A 14,618-nucleotide genomic window follows, 5' to 3' on the forward strand; every position below is an offset into this window, starting at 1 on the left:
ACCTTTGAAAGATTTTTGGCTCCGGTTTTACTGAGTACAAATCAGAGAAACGCCGAGTAAATCCAAAGCTTTTTGTTGCACGATTGTTGGTTGAGCAATCTTATCGAAAACCCAACTGGCACCATCCATAGTTGCCATAATTTCATGGCGTTGCTGAATCAAGGTATGGATGCCCCAGGAATGGGAATATCGTCAAATTTCAAGTATTAGACCTCTTGCAAAAATAACTAGGACGGGCTCTGGGGCCCATCCCACAAAATTTTTTTTCTTGTGGAACGGGCCCCAGAGCCCGTTCCAGAATTTGATTAAAAGGATTTTTGCAAGAGGTCTATTGATGAATTGACGACCGCATTGCACGCAAATGTGGTTCTGTTTTCCTTTTTTCTTGCCATTTTTACGGATATGGGTTGATTTACATTCGCTTGCTTTGCATAAATTATTCCTCCTATTCATACTCTAACTCAGCAACGCCTTACCAGCTATTAGCACTAATTGGAACTGGCTGAGTTAATGGGGTTTGCTGTCTTGTATTCAATCAAATTGATCCGCTGTCCCAGCAATCGACGTTTGTGAAACAGCATCTGACCTTGCAATTGAGGAAATCTCCCCAGCACGCAAGATACGGCGTAGAGGGCTGCATCCTTTGATTTTAAGTTTTGTTGCATCCGGCGATAGATGCGGTAGGTAAGTATCGGGTAGCCGAAAAGCAACAACAGGCTCCACCCATTTGTGAACCAGGCTGTACCCAATGCTAGCACTGGCAAAACAAATCCCCAGAACCAGATGCGGAGCGTGTCTTTGACCCAGTGGCGTTCGGGGGTGTTCCCGTGCAGCCAGGAACCTTCGGCGTAGGCGTGACCTGCTCTTTGAGAGCGCTTCCACCACTGGTCAAAACCCGTCATTTGGGCGTCGTGCAGGGTCATTTCCGCATCTAAGCGCTCGATTTTCCAACCGTTTTGGCGCAGCCTGACGCACAGTTCGGGTTCTTCGCCGGCTATTAGTGCGGGGTTGAAACCGCCGACTTGCTCGAACGCCCAGACGCGCATCATGGAGTCGCCTCCGCAGGCTTTGGCTTCGCCGACAGGCGTGTCCCACTCGATGTCGCAGAGTCGGTTGTATGCTGTGGCTTCGGGGAATTTTTCGCGGCGGCGTCCGCACACTACAGCTAATTCTGGTTTGGCTGCAAGTTCTTGCTGGGCGAGTTCGAGCCAGCCGTCAACAATTTCGCAGTCACCGTCTACAAATTGGACAAATTCGATGTCTGGAACTAATTGCAGCAAACGGGCAAAGCCTTCATTTCTGGCGCGTGCTGCGGTAAAAGGTGTAGATAGGTCGAGTTCAACTGTATCGGCTCCGAGCGATCGGGCTAATTCCAAGCTACCGTCTGTTGAGCCGGAATCGACATAAACCACCAAAGCTATTTTTCCGATCGCCGATCGCAAGCACGATCCGAGCCTTTCGCCTTCATTGCGTCCGATCGCCACCAATCCAATTTGTTTCAATTTCTACTACCTCTTAAATTCGAGTTGCAAGCTGTTATATTAATATTTTAGTGACACTCACAGTAACTTCACAATATCTTTATATTAGACCTCTTGCAAAAATAGCTGGGACGGGCAAGATGCCCATCCCACAAAAAGTTTTTTTCTTGTGGAATGGGCCCCAGAGCCCGTTCCAAAATTTGATTAAAAGGACTTTTGCAAGAGGTCTAATGTCGATCTAAGCATTTTCCTGGTTTTTGGTAGATTGAAGAATCTTGGCAGGTATACCCACTGCTGTTTTGCCGGCAGGAATGTCTGATAAAACTACGGCGTTTGCCCCGATATTTACGTCGTCTCCCAGGTTTACTTTTCCGAGGATTTTTGCGCCTGCGCCGACGTTAACCCGATCGCCCAATTGAGGCGATTCTAGCGGCTTGTCCAAATATCGGTTTCCCATAGTTACGCCTTGGCGGATAATGCAATCGTCGCCGATCGTACAATATCCGTGAATAATAATCGCACCTTGATGTTCGATCACCACGCGACGACCGAGCTTCACAGTGAAAGGCAAATCTATACCGTAGGTATTGCGGACTTTTCGGTAGAGCGATCGATAGATAATGCTCAAAGGAGCACGCAATAATTTAGGTTCAACCTGCATTCTCCAGACACCAAAGCGTTGAACTGCTACGGCCCGAAATCCCGGCTTAGTCCAATCACGACCGTGAGCTATCCAATCTTCTTTAATCTGCTGCCACAACCCTAGTGCAGGAGCTTCTACTTGATTTTCACTTGCAATTAAGTCTGTCTGCGTTACCATAAGATTTATTCAACACTCTGTCTGATTTTATCTGTCTCTCATTCTGACAAACATCTGCTCTTTTTAGAATTTTCAATCAAGAATGTACCAAGTTTACTTTCTTGACAATCCTAACCATTTTTCCGTCTGTTAGATAATGTTTTACTGGCGATCGTTAACACGATTGAGCAAGCTTAGACTTGTTTACAAAAACCATTTAAATATTTTTAGATTCTTCGATCGCACCTCCTTTAAAAAATACACTATTGAGCAAGAAATCCTGGAGGTAGTTTGGCGGGTCGCTGTCTGGCTTGCCTTGGATGGCCCGGCGCACCTTGAACGCAGCAAAACCGGAAGCCCAGCAAACATCAGTTAAGGCTGCGTAGAGAAAGCCATAGTTTTTGATAAAGTAGCGCCGCCGGGAATCAAACCAATACTGGGGCATCCGCTTGCGGACTGCTTTGGTGTCTGTGACGCCCGAGCTTTGCCCTACTAAGTGGACAACGCGACTTTCGGGTACGTACCAGCAACTCCAGCCAGCTTTGTTTGCTTGCAGGCAAAAGTCCATTTCTTCGCAGTACATGAAATAAGCTTCATCAATCAAGCCCACCTTTTCAAATACTTCGCGACGGACAATCATACTAGCTCCAGCTACCCAATCAGTCTGGCAGATTTCTTGGGAAATCGGAGGTACGGCGACCTTGTTTTTCAATAACTTGGACACCGGGCCCAGACGCCAGCCGAAATCGAGTTCGGTGAAAACGTTGTGAAACCGAAACGCTGACTCCTGGGGCGTGCCATCGGGGTTTTCCAAGCGGCTGCCAGCGATTCCTGCTTCGGGATGAGCATCCATGAAATCGACGAGGGCTTTGAGGGCACCGGGGCGAACTACCGTGTCTGGGTTGAGCAGTAGGAAGTAAGGGGGGGGATTTGTGGATTCCAGGACGGGACGGATGAGGGCGTTGTTGCCGAAAGCAAATCCGCCGTTGCGGTCTAGGGGCACGAAGGATGCCCATTCGCTCCAGCCTTCTGCTTCGATGGCGGCTGCTATTTGTTCGGCGGAACTGTCGCCTGAAGCATTGTCGGCAATTGCAACGCGGGTATTTGGGAGCGATCGAATTTCACCGACTAGAGAGTGCAAGCAGTCGATTGTCAGACGGGGCGTCCTGTAATTAACAATGACTACGAGTAATGAGTACGGCTGACTAGACGCACTGGCATTCGACATAAGCGCAATACTCTTTATTGACTTTTCTAACTCAGCTTATTTTTTTTTGCAAGTGTCGGGCGATCGCCCGACATTGGATCTGCCTCCTACTTTACCACCAGTAAAGGGACGTACAGTAAATTTTGCAGTTTCAAATCGAAACTCTCGGCGGGGGAGTGGAACGCCCCGCCACGAACCAATCCGAGAGTAAAAGACAACAACTCCAATTAAAAGTTGCACTCCCCAAAGCCACGAGCTAAATTCAAACTTTGGATGACTGCAACATCTTCAATAAAAGCTGCCACCGCGAACGGTGCATTTCTTGGTGCGTCATGCTGTGAGCCTGCTGGAGAGATGCCTTGCCCATACTTTGAAGCTGAGGCAAGTTTTGCCCCGACCATTCGATCGAATCTGCTAAGGCTACAGGGTCGTTAGAATTAACAATTACACCAGTTTTATGGTTTTGGATGCAGTCGCGCAGTCCGTCTGTGTTACTTGCGAGTATCGGTACTGCTTGGGAATAAGCATCGTAAACAATCCGGGGCTGCTCATCTGAAAGACTGGGAACTACAATAGCGTGATATTCTTGCAGCAGCCGAAAGAATTCTTTGCCGTAAGCAACCGTACCCAAAAATTGGATTTTAACCGATTTTTGCAGTTGATTGCTAAGTATTTTGCATTCGCTTAACAAGGTGCCATCCCCGAGTATATCGAGATTGACAGCAATGTTTTTCCGATCCAAAATTTTCATCGCTTCTAAGAGAACTAACACGCCTTTACTGGACTCCACTCTGCCAGCAAATAGAAGTTTGAGTTTTTGGGTTGATGGGGATAACTTTTTGTGCCATATTTCCGCTGCATCGGCTTCAGAAATTATATTTTCTTCATCTATCCAGGAAGCGTGGATGACGTGACCTCGTTCTTGTCGCTTTGTCAGTAAACTCTGCAAGTATTCCGATTGTGTGAAGATTGTCAGGTTAGCATTATTTACGCACCAGCGGTTCACTATTTCCGATACGTAAGCGATGATTCTGTCTTTGATTTTTATGGTTGTGCCTGGTTCCAGACGCCACGGTGCGGACTCGACTACGAGTACGTAGAATTTTCCCTGAATCAGGGCTATTGGTGTCACTAACCACCCCATAGGAATCGGCCAGCCTGATACGCAACTGTGTACAATATCTGCTTTGCCGATCGCACCCCAAAGTTTAGCAACTGTAGCAGGCAGAGTCAATATTGCCTCGCGGTAGCTGTTTGGGGAGGGAAGGTCGATGAATTCAACGTTAGAAAACGATGGTTCGCGGGTGACGACAATTGCATTTTCTGGGGATGTTTCTTGTTTGCAGGGAGTTGCTAAGGTGAAGTTTTTAAGATACCTGAAGTGTTCCGTTAGGTCTTTTGCCCACAGCGGATGGATATACCTGTCACCTTTTTCATCGCAGGTGGAGCTGACGTTAATGACCATCAAATAACGCTTGGTAATAGGTTCTAGAAACTCTAAATCCTGTGTTTTTCCTAGTTGTTCAGAGTTGTTTGAATTAACTTGCATACGCGACATCCTATTTATTGATTAAACTCTAAGCTGTGGAGCATTTAAACCACTAACGATCCAGGTAGGGTGCGTCAGCTAGAACACTGACTAGACATGGGAAACGCTTTCTTATCTGACGCACCCTACAATCGTCTTTTAAATGCCGAACAGCTTAGTCTATAATAAAATATAAATTCTATGGCTCCCAAATTTTTGCGATCGCTCGCGCTGTCTGCCGTTCATTTATGCGATCTTAACTAAATTTATATAGATTTTTGTCGCAAAATTTACAAATCTCAAAGTTTATATTGCCTGTATGCTTGACTTGCGGCTCGGTGCAGCAGCGAATGTCGGTAAACTAACCCATTCATGTCGTCGGAATAGCCACCGCCAATCACGCAGGCAACTGGATAGCCGCCAGCCAAACAGGCCGTCAAAACTTGCATTTCCCGGCGAAACAAACCCGTATCAGTTAAAGCTAATTTTCCCAGTTTGTCACCCTGATGAGGGTCTACTCCAGCATCGTACAAAACTAAATCTGGCTTGACATTTGACAGCAAATCTGGTAAGAATTTATCCAAGGTTTGTAAATATTCGTCGTCCTCCATACCGACAGGCAAAGGTACATCTAAATCGCCCTTTTGTTTAGTACCGGGAAAATTCACCTCGCAGTGCATCGAGAAAGTAAAAACGCTGCTGTCATCTTGGAAAATTACGGCGGTTCCGTCTCCTTGGTGCACGTCTAAATCGACAATTAAAACTTTGCGAACTAAACCAATTTTTTGCAAAACGCGAGAGGCGATCGCCAAATCATTAAAAATACAAAAACCAGACCCAAAAGCAGGGAAGGCGTGATGAGTTCCGCCCGCAGTATTGCAAGCCAAACCGCACTCTAAAGCGAGCTTGGCAGTTAGTACCGTCCCTGCAACCGCAGTGCAAGTACGGTTAGCAAGGGCCCGACTCCAAGGCAGACCTATTCGCCGAGTCGCTTTGCGATCGAGCGTCCCGTTGCAGTAAGCTTGAACGTAGCGGTGGTCGTGGACTAATTCAATCCATTCTTGAGGGGGAAGTTCGGGAGCGTGAAATTGGGATTTATCTGCTACCCCGTCCGCGAGCAGCATCTGGTAAAGCATCCGAAACTTTGCCATCGGGAAGCGGTGATCCGGCGGCAGGGGTGCAACGTAATCTTCGTGGTAGATAATTGGTAAGTCCATTAAGATGATTGTAGAACGATTGAATCTTAAATTGAAAGCCTGCAATCTCAAATTTAAATTCGATGGAGAATCTGTATATGCAACAACTAAAAACAGTCTGGCAGTCCGACAGCACCGACCCCGACAATGCTGACAATCTCGATAATATCAGTCAGTGGTGGGGAAACCTCAACGGCAAAGAAATTAGCTGGGTACAGCGACTGATTCCGCAAATCGGCGGTTTGAGCGAAATTCACTGGCATCCCCAGCGTTTTGACGAAACATTTGTGATAGTCAATCCCGAAATTCGCGAGGAAACTCTCTATTGGTACAAAGCCGATTTTCCTGTGCAACGTAACAACACTGTTCACAAACTAGAACTAGACAACCTGCAACAGCAATTGTACATCTATCCTCAGTTGGAATCCGAATTGGTAATTCGCATTGGATTTCCCGAAGTTAAATATCAAACACTTGAATTAAACAATCCCGAAATCGCCTTGGGCGAAGATAATATGCTGCTGCTGTGGGAGGCTGACCGAGAACTTGAAATTAAAATCTCCCTCAGCAATGAAAATATTGCTAAACTTAAGGAATTGCTTGCCTAGAAAAGACCGAGAAAAGAGTTTATACGGCAGGCCTTGGGTGCGGGCCCGTCGATCTATACTCTTAGTTACCTATAAATATCTGAAGACTTGCGCGCGGGTGCGTCATCACCTTGGTTTATTCGCAGCAAGATGCGTTACAGCCCGATCGCAAGAATAAAAACCCCCGTTTCTTCGTGTCGGGGTGCGTCGAAACCTGTATCTCTGCTAAAACCCTTTGAAGGTGGCAGCAGAATGTCAAGAAGCTTGCGCCATCCTCCCCGGTTTCTTTGGTCTGGAGTGCCTGAGTCATGATTTTTTTTGCAGATTTAATATTTCCACCGAATAATGGGATTTGTTTTTGCAATAAAATATGGCAAAAATGCGGTTTAGTTGAGTTGCGAATTTAAGACAAGCAGCAAAAAATTTGAAACGAATAAAATCTGCGTTAGTCGATGAATCAATATTTAAAAACAATCCTCTGTTTGCTGAGGTTGAAAAGGTTTGATGAATGAGTTTTGCTGGAAGACAATCGCTCGATTCATTGAAATATTAATCTGCTGCTAACACTATTAACTTTAAAATGGCTAGACAAAAGATGGCGATACACAAAGATAGTATTCAGATTTTAATTATTGATGACCAGCCCAACAACCTCCGGTTCTTATCCAATATCTTGACGAAAGAGGGGTATAAAGTTCAGCGGGCGATTTCGGGAGAAATGGCGATCAATGCTAAATTTACCGTTCTCCCCGACTTGATTTTGCTAGATATTGCCATGCCCAGAATGAACGGCTACGAAGTCTGCGAAAGACTGAAAGCTAACGAAAATACTCGGGAAATTCCGGTGATTTTCTTGAGCGTTTATAATGAAACTTTTCACAAAGTCAAAGCTTTTGAAGTCGGCGGTGTTGACTACATTACTAAGCCTTTTCAATTGGAAGAAGTTTTAGTGCGGATCGAAAGTCAACTGACTATACAACAGCTATCGAAACAATTAAAACAGCAAAATGCCCAACTGCAACGAGAGGTAGAATTTCGCAAGCGAACAGAACAAGCACTCCGAGAAAGCAAAGCGCTGTTGCAGAAATTGGCGGTCAATATACCGGGAGTTATTTATCAATTTATAAAAAAGCCCGATGGAAGTTTCAAATTTGAATATATCAGTTATGCTTGTCGGGAAATTTACGAAGTAGAGAGTGAGGAGATATTAAAAGATCCTGAATTGTGCTTCGCTCAAAATCATCCAGATGACGGGCAATATCTGGTAGAAAAAATTTCTTCTAGCGCTAGAAGTTTAGAAGCTTTTGCTTTTGAATGGCGGATTGTTACGCCGTCGGGTAAACTCAAATGGCTGCAATCTAATTCTAGACCAGAAATGCGCGAGAAGGGCGATATTGTTTGGTATGGTGTACTTTTTGATATCAGCGATCGCAAGCAAGCAGAAATAGAAATGACCAGGACTAAAGCTGCTTTAGAACGGCAAGTTCAGGGAGAATTGCTGATTGCAAAAATAACTCAAGAAATTCGATCGAGCTTGCAGCCCGAACAAATATTTCAAACAGCCGCAACCCAAATCGGTAAGGCATTCTGCGTCAATCGCTGTTTGATTCATACTTACGTTACTAGCCCTCAAGTCGATATTCCTCTGGTGGCCGAGTATCTCGAACCCGAATGCGAATCTATTGGGAACGTACTCGTTCCAATTTGGGGCAATCCTCACGTCGTACAAATGATGATACAAGATCGGGCGATCGCCTCCAACAATGTTTACTCAGATCCTCTTTTGCAAGCTGTTCAACCGATTTGCCACAAGGTTGGGTTGAAATCAATGCTGGCAATTCGCACTTCCTACCAAGGCAGGGCAAACGGCGCTATCTTCTTGCACCAGTGCGATCGCGAACGGGAATGGACGAAAGATGAAATCGACTTGTTAGAAGCTGTGGCGGCTCAACTAGGGATCGCGATCGCTCAAGGTAAACTGATAGATCGAGAAAAAAATCGGCTTGTGCAGCTCGATCGGCAAAATAAACTGCTGCAAGCAGAAATTCGCACCCGCATCTGCGCTGAGCAAGCTCTGCAAGAATCTGAAGCAGAATTGCGGGCGATTTTTGCCGCCATGACTGACACAGTTTTAGTGAGAAATGCAGAAGGGCGCTGCATCAAAATCGCCCCGACAGGAACGGCAAATTTGGTGAAACCTGCAAGCGAAATGATTAACAGAACTGCCCACGAAGTCTTGCCGGAACCTGTGGCAGATTTGGTATTAAATGCCATCCAACAAGTTTTGAAAACGCAGCAAAGCATCAATGTTGAATATAGCTATACAGTTGGAGAGCGAGAAGTTTGCCTCGACGCTAAAGTTTCTCCGCTTTCTCCAGAATCAGTGATTATCGTAGCGCGAGATATTAGCGATCGCAAACTAGCAGAATCTGCACTCCGAGAAAGCCAGCACTTCATTCAGGCGATCGCCGATTCCAATCCCAACCTATTGTACGTTTACGATGTAATTGAACAGCGGAATGTTTACAGCAACCGCCAAATTGCGGTGATGCTCGGCTACACCGCCCAAGAAATAAAAGATATGGGTACAGCAATGATGTCAAATCTGCTCAACCCCGACGATTTGCCAGAGTTTTTGGAAAGCGTCCAAAAAGTGGAGCGAGCCAAAGATGGCGAAGTCATTGAATGTCAATACCGAATGAAACACAAAAACGGTAAATGGCGGTGGATGCACAGTTGGGATACAGTATTTCTCAGAACAACTGACGGTAAACCCAAACACATTCTCGGCACGGCTAATGACATCACAGACCGCAAATTAGCCGCCGAAAAACTGCTAGAATCGCAGCAAAGAATCTCATTTTTATTGCAGCAAACGCCGATCGCAATTATTGAATTAAATCTCAATTTAGAAGTTATTACTTGGAATCCGGCTACCGAAAAACTTTTTGGCTACAGCAAAGAAGAAGTTATCGGCCAGAATGTCCCGGATTTTATCGTTCCACACAACTGCTACTACCAAATATTTCAAATTTTAAGCAACAAAATTAATGCCGAGTCTGTTGCCAGTTGCACCACGTACAAAACTCTTACAAAAGATGGTAGAAGTATCGTTTGCGAATGGTATAATACTCCGCTAATTAATGAAAACGGTAGAGCGATCGGCATCGCTTTAATGGCTGTAGATATTACCGAACGCAAGCAAGCAGAAACAGAACTGCAAGAAAGTGCTTTGCTGCAAAGGGCGATCGCCCGCATCATTGAAAGAATGCGGCAGACTTTAGATATCAGAGAAATTTTTCACGCCACAACCAGAGAATTGCGCCAAACCATGAAATGCGATCGAGTCGCCCTTTACCGTTTCAATCCCGACTGGAGCGGCGAATTTGTAGCGGAATCCGTGGATAGCAAGTGGGTTTCTTTCATTCAAGTACAGGAGATCGATGCTAACTTTACTGAAAGCGCTTTAGACCGCGAAAATTGCCTCGTCCAAAAAATCGATAGCACCTCACAAAAAGTACGCGATACCTATTTGCAAGAAACCGAAGGCGGAGCGTACAGCCGAGGTACAACTTACCTTTGTGTCCCAGACATTTACAAGCAAGGCTTCGATAATTGTTACATCCAACTCTTAGAAAGATTTCAAGCCAAATCTTACATTACCGTCCCCATCTTCTGCGGCGAAAAACTCTGGGGACTGCTAGCATCCTATCAAAATTCAGCTCCCCGCCAGTGGAGCGAAGCTGAAATCAACGTTGCCGTTCATGTAGGCACTCAGCTAGGAGTAGCATTGCAGCAGGCCGAATTGCTCGCCCGCACTCAAAGGCAGTCAATGGAACTGCTTAAATCAAAAGAAAACGCCGAAGTTGCCAACCGCGCCAAAAGCCAATTTCTCGCTTCCATGAGCCACGAACTGCGCACGCCTCTCAACGCGATTCTCGGTTTTTCCCAAGTCATGGCTCGCAACAGTTCTATCACGGAAGAACAAAAAGAATACATAGAAATTATCAACCGCAGCGGCGAACATTTGCTGGAACTTATCAATGATGTTTTGTCAATGTCCAAAATAGAAGCAGGTCAAATTACCATCACTGAAAGCCGCTTCAACCTTTACAACTTTCTCAACAGCCTCAGAGAAATGCTGCAACTAAAAGCCAACTCAAAAGGCTTGCGCCTAATCTTTGAAAATATCGGCGATTTGCCGCAGTACATTCAAACAGACGAAGCAAAATTGCGGCAAGTTTTAATTAACCTGCTCGGCAATGCGATTAAATTTACTCAACAGGGAACCGTTACTTTGCGCGTCAGCAGCCCCGCAGAAAACAAATCCCAATTGTATTTTGAAATTGCCGACACTGGTTCAGGCATTTCTCCCTCGGAAATTTACTCATTATTCCAGCCATTCGTACAAACGGAAACAGGGCGAAAATCCATGCAGGGAACCGGGCTGGGATTGCCTATCAGCCAACAGTTTGTCCGAATTATGGGAGGTGATATTGCTGTTGAGAGTGAAGTCGATCGAGGCACAACTTTCAGCTTTAATATCCACGTTCACTTAGTAACAGAAAGTGACGAACAAGAAGCATCATCGGTTACACAAGTTATTGCTTTAGAAGCCGGACAGCCACCTTATCGGATATTAATAGTTGAAGATGTAGCGGAAAATCGTCAACTGCTGGTCAAGCTCCTCGTACCGCTGGGATTTGAAGTCCGCGAAGCAACTAACGGTCAAGAAGGAGTTGCTTTGCACTCAACTTGGAAGCCGCACTTGATCTTAATGGATATGCTGATGCCAGTGATGGACGGGTACGAAGCGACAAGACTGATTAAGCAAACCGCAGAAGGTAGAGAAACAATAATTATTGCCCTGACTGCCAGTGCTTTTGACGAGCAGCGGCCAATAATTTTGTCGGCTGGTTGTAACGATTTGATCTGTAAACCGTTTCGGGAAGAGGTACTCTTTGAAAAGATAGCACATCACCTGAAACTGCGTTATATTTATGAGGAAGAAAACTCATCTACTTCTTTGTCAGCACCGACACTGCTTAAAAGTTTGACCACCGAGGATTTGAGTGTAATGCCCACAGACTGGCTGGTCGATTTGTACCGAGCAGCACTTTGCGTTGACGACAAGCGCATCCTCGAACTCATCGAGCAAATTCCCGAAACTGAGGCAAATCTCGCTAACGCTTTAACAGATTTAGTCGATAATTTTCGGATAGATATCATTATCGATTTAACTCAATTATATTATGATGAACGACCAGCCATTACCAGCGACTCCTAGAGACATTCTGATCGTTGACGATATGCCAGACAATTTGCGACTTTTATCCACTATGCTAACATCTTACGGGTATCAAGTCAGGAAGGCTATTAACGGAAAACTGGCTCTGCAAGGGGCCCAAACATCTCCTCCCGATCTAATCTTACTAGATATTAATATGCCGAAAATGAACGGATATGAAGTTTGTGAAAACTTAAAATTAAGTGAAAAAACTAAAGATATTCCGGTAATTTTTATTAGTGCGCTAGATGACGTGCTGGAAAAAGTTAAAGCTTTTCAAGTAGGAGGAGTAGATTATATTACGAAGCCGTTTCAAGTAGAAGAAGTTTTGGCCCGCGTCGAAAACCAACTTTCCCTTCGTTCGCTGCAATCGAAACTGCAACAGCAAGCCCGGGAACTGCACGATCGCAATTCTAGATTGGAGGAAGAAATCGCAGAACGGCAGCGGGCCCAAGAGTCAATCCGGTTTTTGCTCGAAACTACGCGGGCGATCGGCGAAGCTGTAGACTTTCACTCAGCTTTAGAAGTAATTCTGCACCAAGTTGGCGAAACAATCGGATGGGATGTAGGAGAAGCTTGGATTCCCGATGCAGAAGGAACTGTCCTGCAATCTGCCCGGGGCTGGTATGCCAGCAACGCCAGCCTGGAATCGTTCCGCAGCCAAAGCGAACAACTGACATTTGCCCGGAATATAGGGCTACCGGGACGAGTTTGGGCATCGAAGGAACCGGAATGGGTAGAAGATGTTTCCAGGGGCTGCCCGCATTTTTTCCGAAGTCAAATAGCACTAGAACTCGGATTCAAAGTTGGTTTTGGCGTACCGATTTTGGTAGGCGATGAAGTATTGGCAGTGCTAGTTTTCTTTAAAATTTCGTCTTCTCGGAAAGACGCCAGATTTATAGACGTTTTTAATGCGGTCGGCACTCAATTAGGTTCTTTAATTCAGCGCAAACAAGCAGAAGAATTGCTGCGCATTGCTCAAGAAAAATATCACAGCATTGTAGAAAATGCGATGGAAGGCATTTTTCAAAGCACGCCTTCAGGAGGCTACCTCAGCGCTAATCCAGCTTTGGCAAAATTATACGGTTACGACTCGCCAGAAGAACTGATGTCGGACATTAAAAATATTTCTCAGCAACTGTACGTTGACCCGGAACGCCGCCTCGAATTCGTGGCTGCTATGGATGCTGACAATGCCGTTTTGGGGTTTGAATCTATGGTATTACGCAAAGACGGATGCCGGATTTGGATATCAGAAAATGTTCGGGCTGTTCGGAATTCAAAAGGTGCGTTAATGTACTATGAGGGTACTGTTTCTGACATTACAGAGCGGAAATTAGCGCAGGAAGAGCTGAAAATTCAACAGGAACAAAGCGAGAAGTTGCTGTTAAATATTTTACCCAAACCAATAGCAGAACGCTTGAAGGCCCAGCAAACTACAATTGCGGACAGTTTTGCCGAAGTAAGTGTTTTATTTGCTGATATTGTTGGCTTTACTGAGTTGTCGGCGAGAATGTCTCCCACGGAGTTGGTAAAGCGATTGAACGTAATTTTTTCCCACTTCGACCAGTTAGCGGAAAAGTACGGTGTGGAGAAAATTAAGACTATTGGTGATGCTTACATGGTAGTCGGGGGATTGCCTACGCCGAGAAATGACCACGCCGAGGCGATCGCCCAAATGGCCCTGGGAATGCAGGCAAAAATAGCAAAGTTGTGCGCCGACACAGGGGAAAAACTGGCAATTCGCGTCGGCATCAATTCCGGGCCTGTTGTTGCGGGAGTAATTGGTGTGAGCAAGTTCACCTATGATTTGTGGGGAGATACGGTGAATGTAGCGGCGAGGATGGAAGCTACGGGGAATGCCGGCAGAATTCAAGTTACTGATGTTACTTATGAGCTTTTGAAAGATAAGTATTTGTTTGAGAGGCGAGGCGTGATTCCGGTAAAAGGTAAGGGGAATATGATGACTTATTGGTTGCTAGAAAAAAAGTAAAAATGGGAATTGGGAATGGGGCATTGGGAATGGGGCATTGGGAATGGGGCATTGGGCATTAATCTTCCTTCTTCCTTCTGCTATAGCAATCCTAAATGATTTTCTATATCTAGAGCAATCCTAAATGATTTTCTCTGTGTAAGTATATTGACGTATTTTGGGGAAATCAAATTTATGTTCGTTAGTAAAAAATTCCAACAAAAATTTAACAATATTAAAATATCTACATAAATACCAATACTTTCTTAAAAATTTTTTAGCTTGTAACCAAATATCTTCAACGGGATTCTGTTGGGGAGCATTTGGAGCAAATAAAATACAAGTAATTGACCACTCATCAGGCTCTTTGCATTGGTAACAAGTTAAGCTAAGAAAGCATTTGTCAATCAGCAATTATGCTCAACATTTACTCGATTTTGGGCCCAAAACTGAGATTTGGGCGATCGTGCGATCGTGCCGAGGGTGATAAGCTGTTGTGCATTTAAATTGTATATTTCGAGTCCCGATCGAAAATCGTCAAATCCTCTCCCCCTCTCCCCT

Annotated in this window: 9 protein-coding genes and 1 pseudogene; 3 read left to right on the forward strand and 7 right to left on the reverse strand. The window is 45.2% G+C overall.

Going from position 1 to position 14,618, the window contains the following annotated elements; all coding sequences use genetic code 11:
• Window positions 1-27: 27 nt before the first annotated feature.
• The 7 genes and pseudogenes from QUB70_RS18470 to QUB70_RS18495 form a co-directional block, all read right to left on the reverse strand.
• Window positions 28-162 carry a hypothetical protein gene (locus QUB70_RS18470; RefSeq protein ID WP_332982554.1) on the reverse strand — a complete coding sequence of 45 codons (135 nt, stop codon included), beginning with the start codon at window positions 160-162 and terminating at the stop codon, window positions 28-30.
• 168 nt (window positions 163-330) lie between these two features.
• A pseudogene (locus QUB70_RS32730) lies at window positions 331-453 on the reverse strand (IS1/IS1595 family N-terminal zinc-binding domain-containing protein); the annotation flags it as partial.
• Window positions 454-488: 35 nt separating this feature from the next.
• Complete coding sequence (locus tag QUB70_RS18475; protein WP_332982555.1) at window positions 489-1,502, reverse strand: glycosyltransferase; 1,014 nt, start codon at window positions 1,500-1,502, stop codon at window positions 489-491.
• Window positions 1,503-1,719: 217 nt separating this feature from the next.
• Window positions 1,720-2,301: a serine O-acetyltransferase gene (locus tag QUB70_RS18480; protein WP_332982558.1), complete on the reverse strand. Its 582-nt coding sequence runs from the start codon at window positions 2,299-2,301 to the stop codon at window positions 1,720-1,722.
• Between the two features lie 196 nt (window positions 2,302-2,497).
• Window positions 2,498-3,508 carry a glycosyltransferase family 2 protein gene (locus QUB70_RS18485; protein WP_332982560.1) on the reverse strand — a complete coding sequence of 337 codons (1,011 nt, stop codon included), beginning with the start codon at window positions 3,506-3,508 and terminating at the stop codon, window positions 2,498-2,500.
• A gap of 241 nt (window positions 3,509-3,749) precedes the next feature.
• Window positions 3,750-5,036, reverse strand: coding sequence for a glycosyltransferase (locus tag QUB70_RS18490; RefSeq protein ID WP_332982562.1), 1,287 nt, complete (start codon window positions 5,034-5,036; stop codon window positions 3,750-3,752).
• A 278-nt stretch (window positions 5,037-5,314) separates the two neighbouring features.
• Complete coding sequence (locus QUB70_RS18495; protein WP_332982565.1) at window positions 5,315-6,232, reverse strand: histone deacetylase family protein; 918 nt, start codon at window positions 6,230-6,232, stop codon at window positions 5,315-5,317.
• Between the two features lie 77 nt (window positions 6,233-6,309).
• Here QUB70_RS18495 and QUB70_RS18500 point away from each other — a divergent pair, with 77 nt between their 5' ends.
• From QUB70_RS18500 to QUB70_RS18510, 3 genes are all read left to right on the forward strand, one after another.
• The gene (locus tag QUB70_RS18500) at window positions 6,310-6,819 is read left to right on the forward strand and encodes a hypothetical protein (protein WP_332982566.1); all 510 of its coding nucleotides are present in this window, start codon (window positions 6,310-6,312) and stop codon (window positions 6,817-6,819) included.
• Window positions 6,820-7,393: 574 nt separating this feature from the next.
• Entirely contained in the window at window positions 7,394-12,085 is a 4,692-nt protein-coding gene (locus QUB70_RS18505) for a PAS domain S-box protein (RefSeq protein WP_332982569.1), read from the forward strand.
• The gene (locus QUB70_RS18510) at window positions 12,051-14,078 is read left to right on the forward strand and encodes an adenylate/guanylate cyclase domain-containing protein (RefSeq protein ID WP_332982570.1); all 2,028 of its coding nucleotides are present in this window, start codon (window positions 12,051-12,053) and stop codon (window positions 14,076-14,078) included. Before QUB70_RS18505 ends, QUB70_RS18510 begins: the two co-directional genes overlap by 35 nt.
• The last annotated feature ends 540 nt before the right edge of the window (window positions 14,079-14,618 follow it).

Origin of the sequence: Microcoleus sp. A003_D6 (assembly GCF_036702825.1) — a bacterium.
Taxonomy (GTDB): domain Bacteria; phylum Cyanobacteriota; class Cyanobacteriia; order Cyanobacteriales; family Microcoleaceae; genus Microcoleus.

Coding starts and splice junctions, on each gene's coding strand:
- QUB70_RS18485 (WP_332982560.1), bottom strand. CDS start 3,508: ATGTCGAATGCCAGTGCGTCTAGTCAGCCGTACTCATTACTCGTAGTC.
- QUB70_RS18510 (WP_332982570.1), top strand. CDS start 12,051: ATGATGAACGACCAGCCATTACCAGCGACTCCTAGAGACATTCTGATC.
- QUB70_RS18505 (WP_332982569.1), top strand. CDS start 7,394: ATGGCGATACACAAAGATAGTATTCAGATTTTAATTATTGATGACCAG.
- QUB70_RS18495 (WP_332982565.1), bottom strand. CDS start 6,232: ATGGACTTACCAATTATCTACCACGAAGATTACGTTGCACCCCTGCCG.
- QUB70_RS18500 (WP_332982566.1), top strand. CDS start 6,310: ATGCAACAACTAAAAACAGTCTGGCAGTCCGACAGCACCGACCCCGAC.
- QUB70_RS18490 (WP_332982562.1), bottom strand. CDS start 5,036: ATGCAAGTTAATTCAAACAACTCTGAACAACTAGGAAAAACACAGGAT.
- QUB70_RS18480 (WP_332982558.1), bottom strand. CDS start 2,301: ATGGTAACGCAGACAGACTTAATTGCAAGTGAAAATCAAGTAGAAGCT.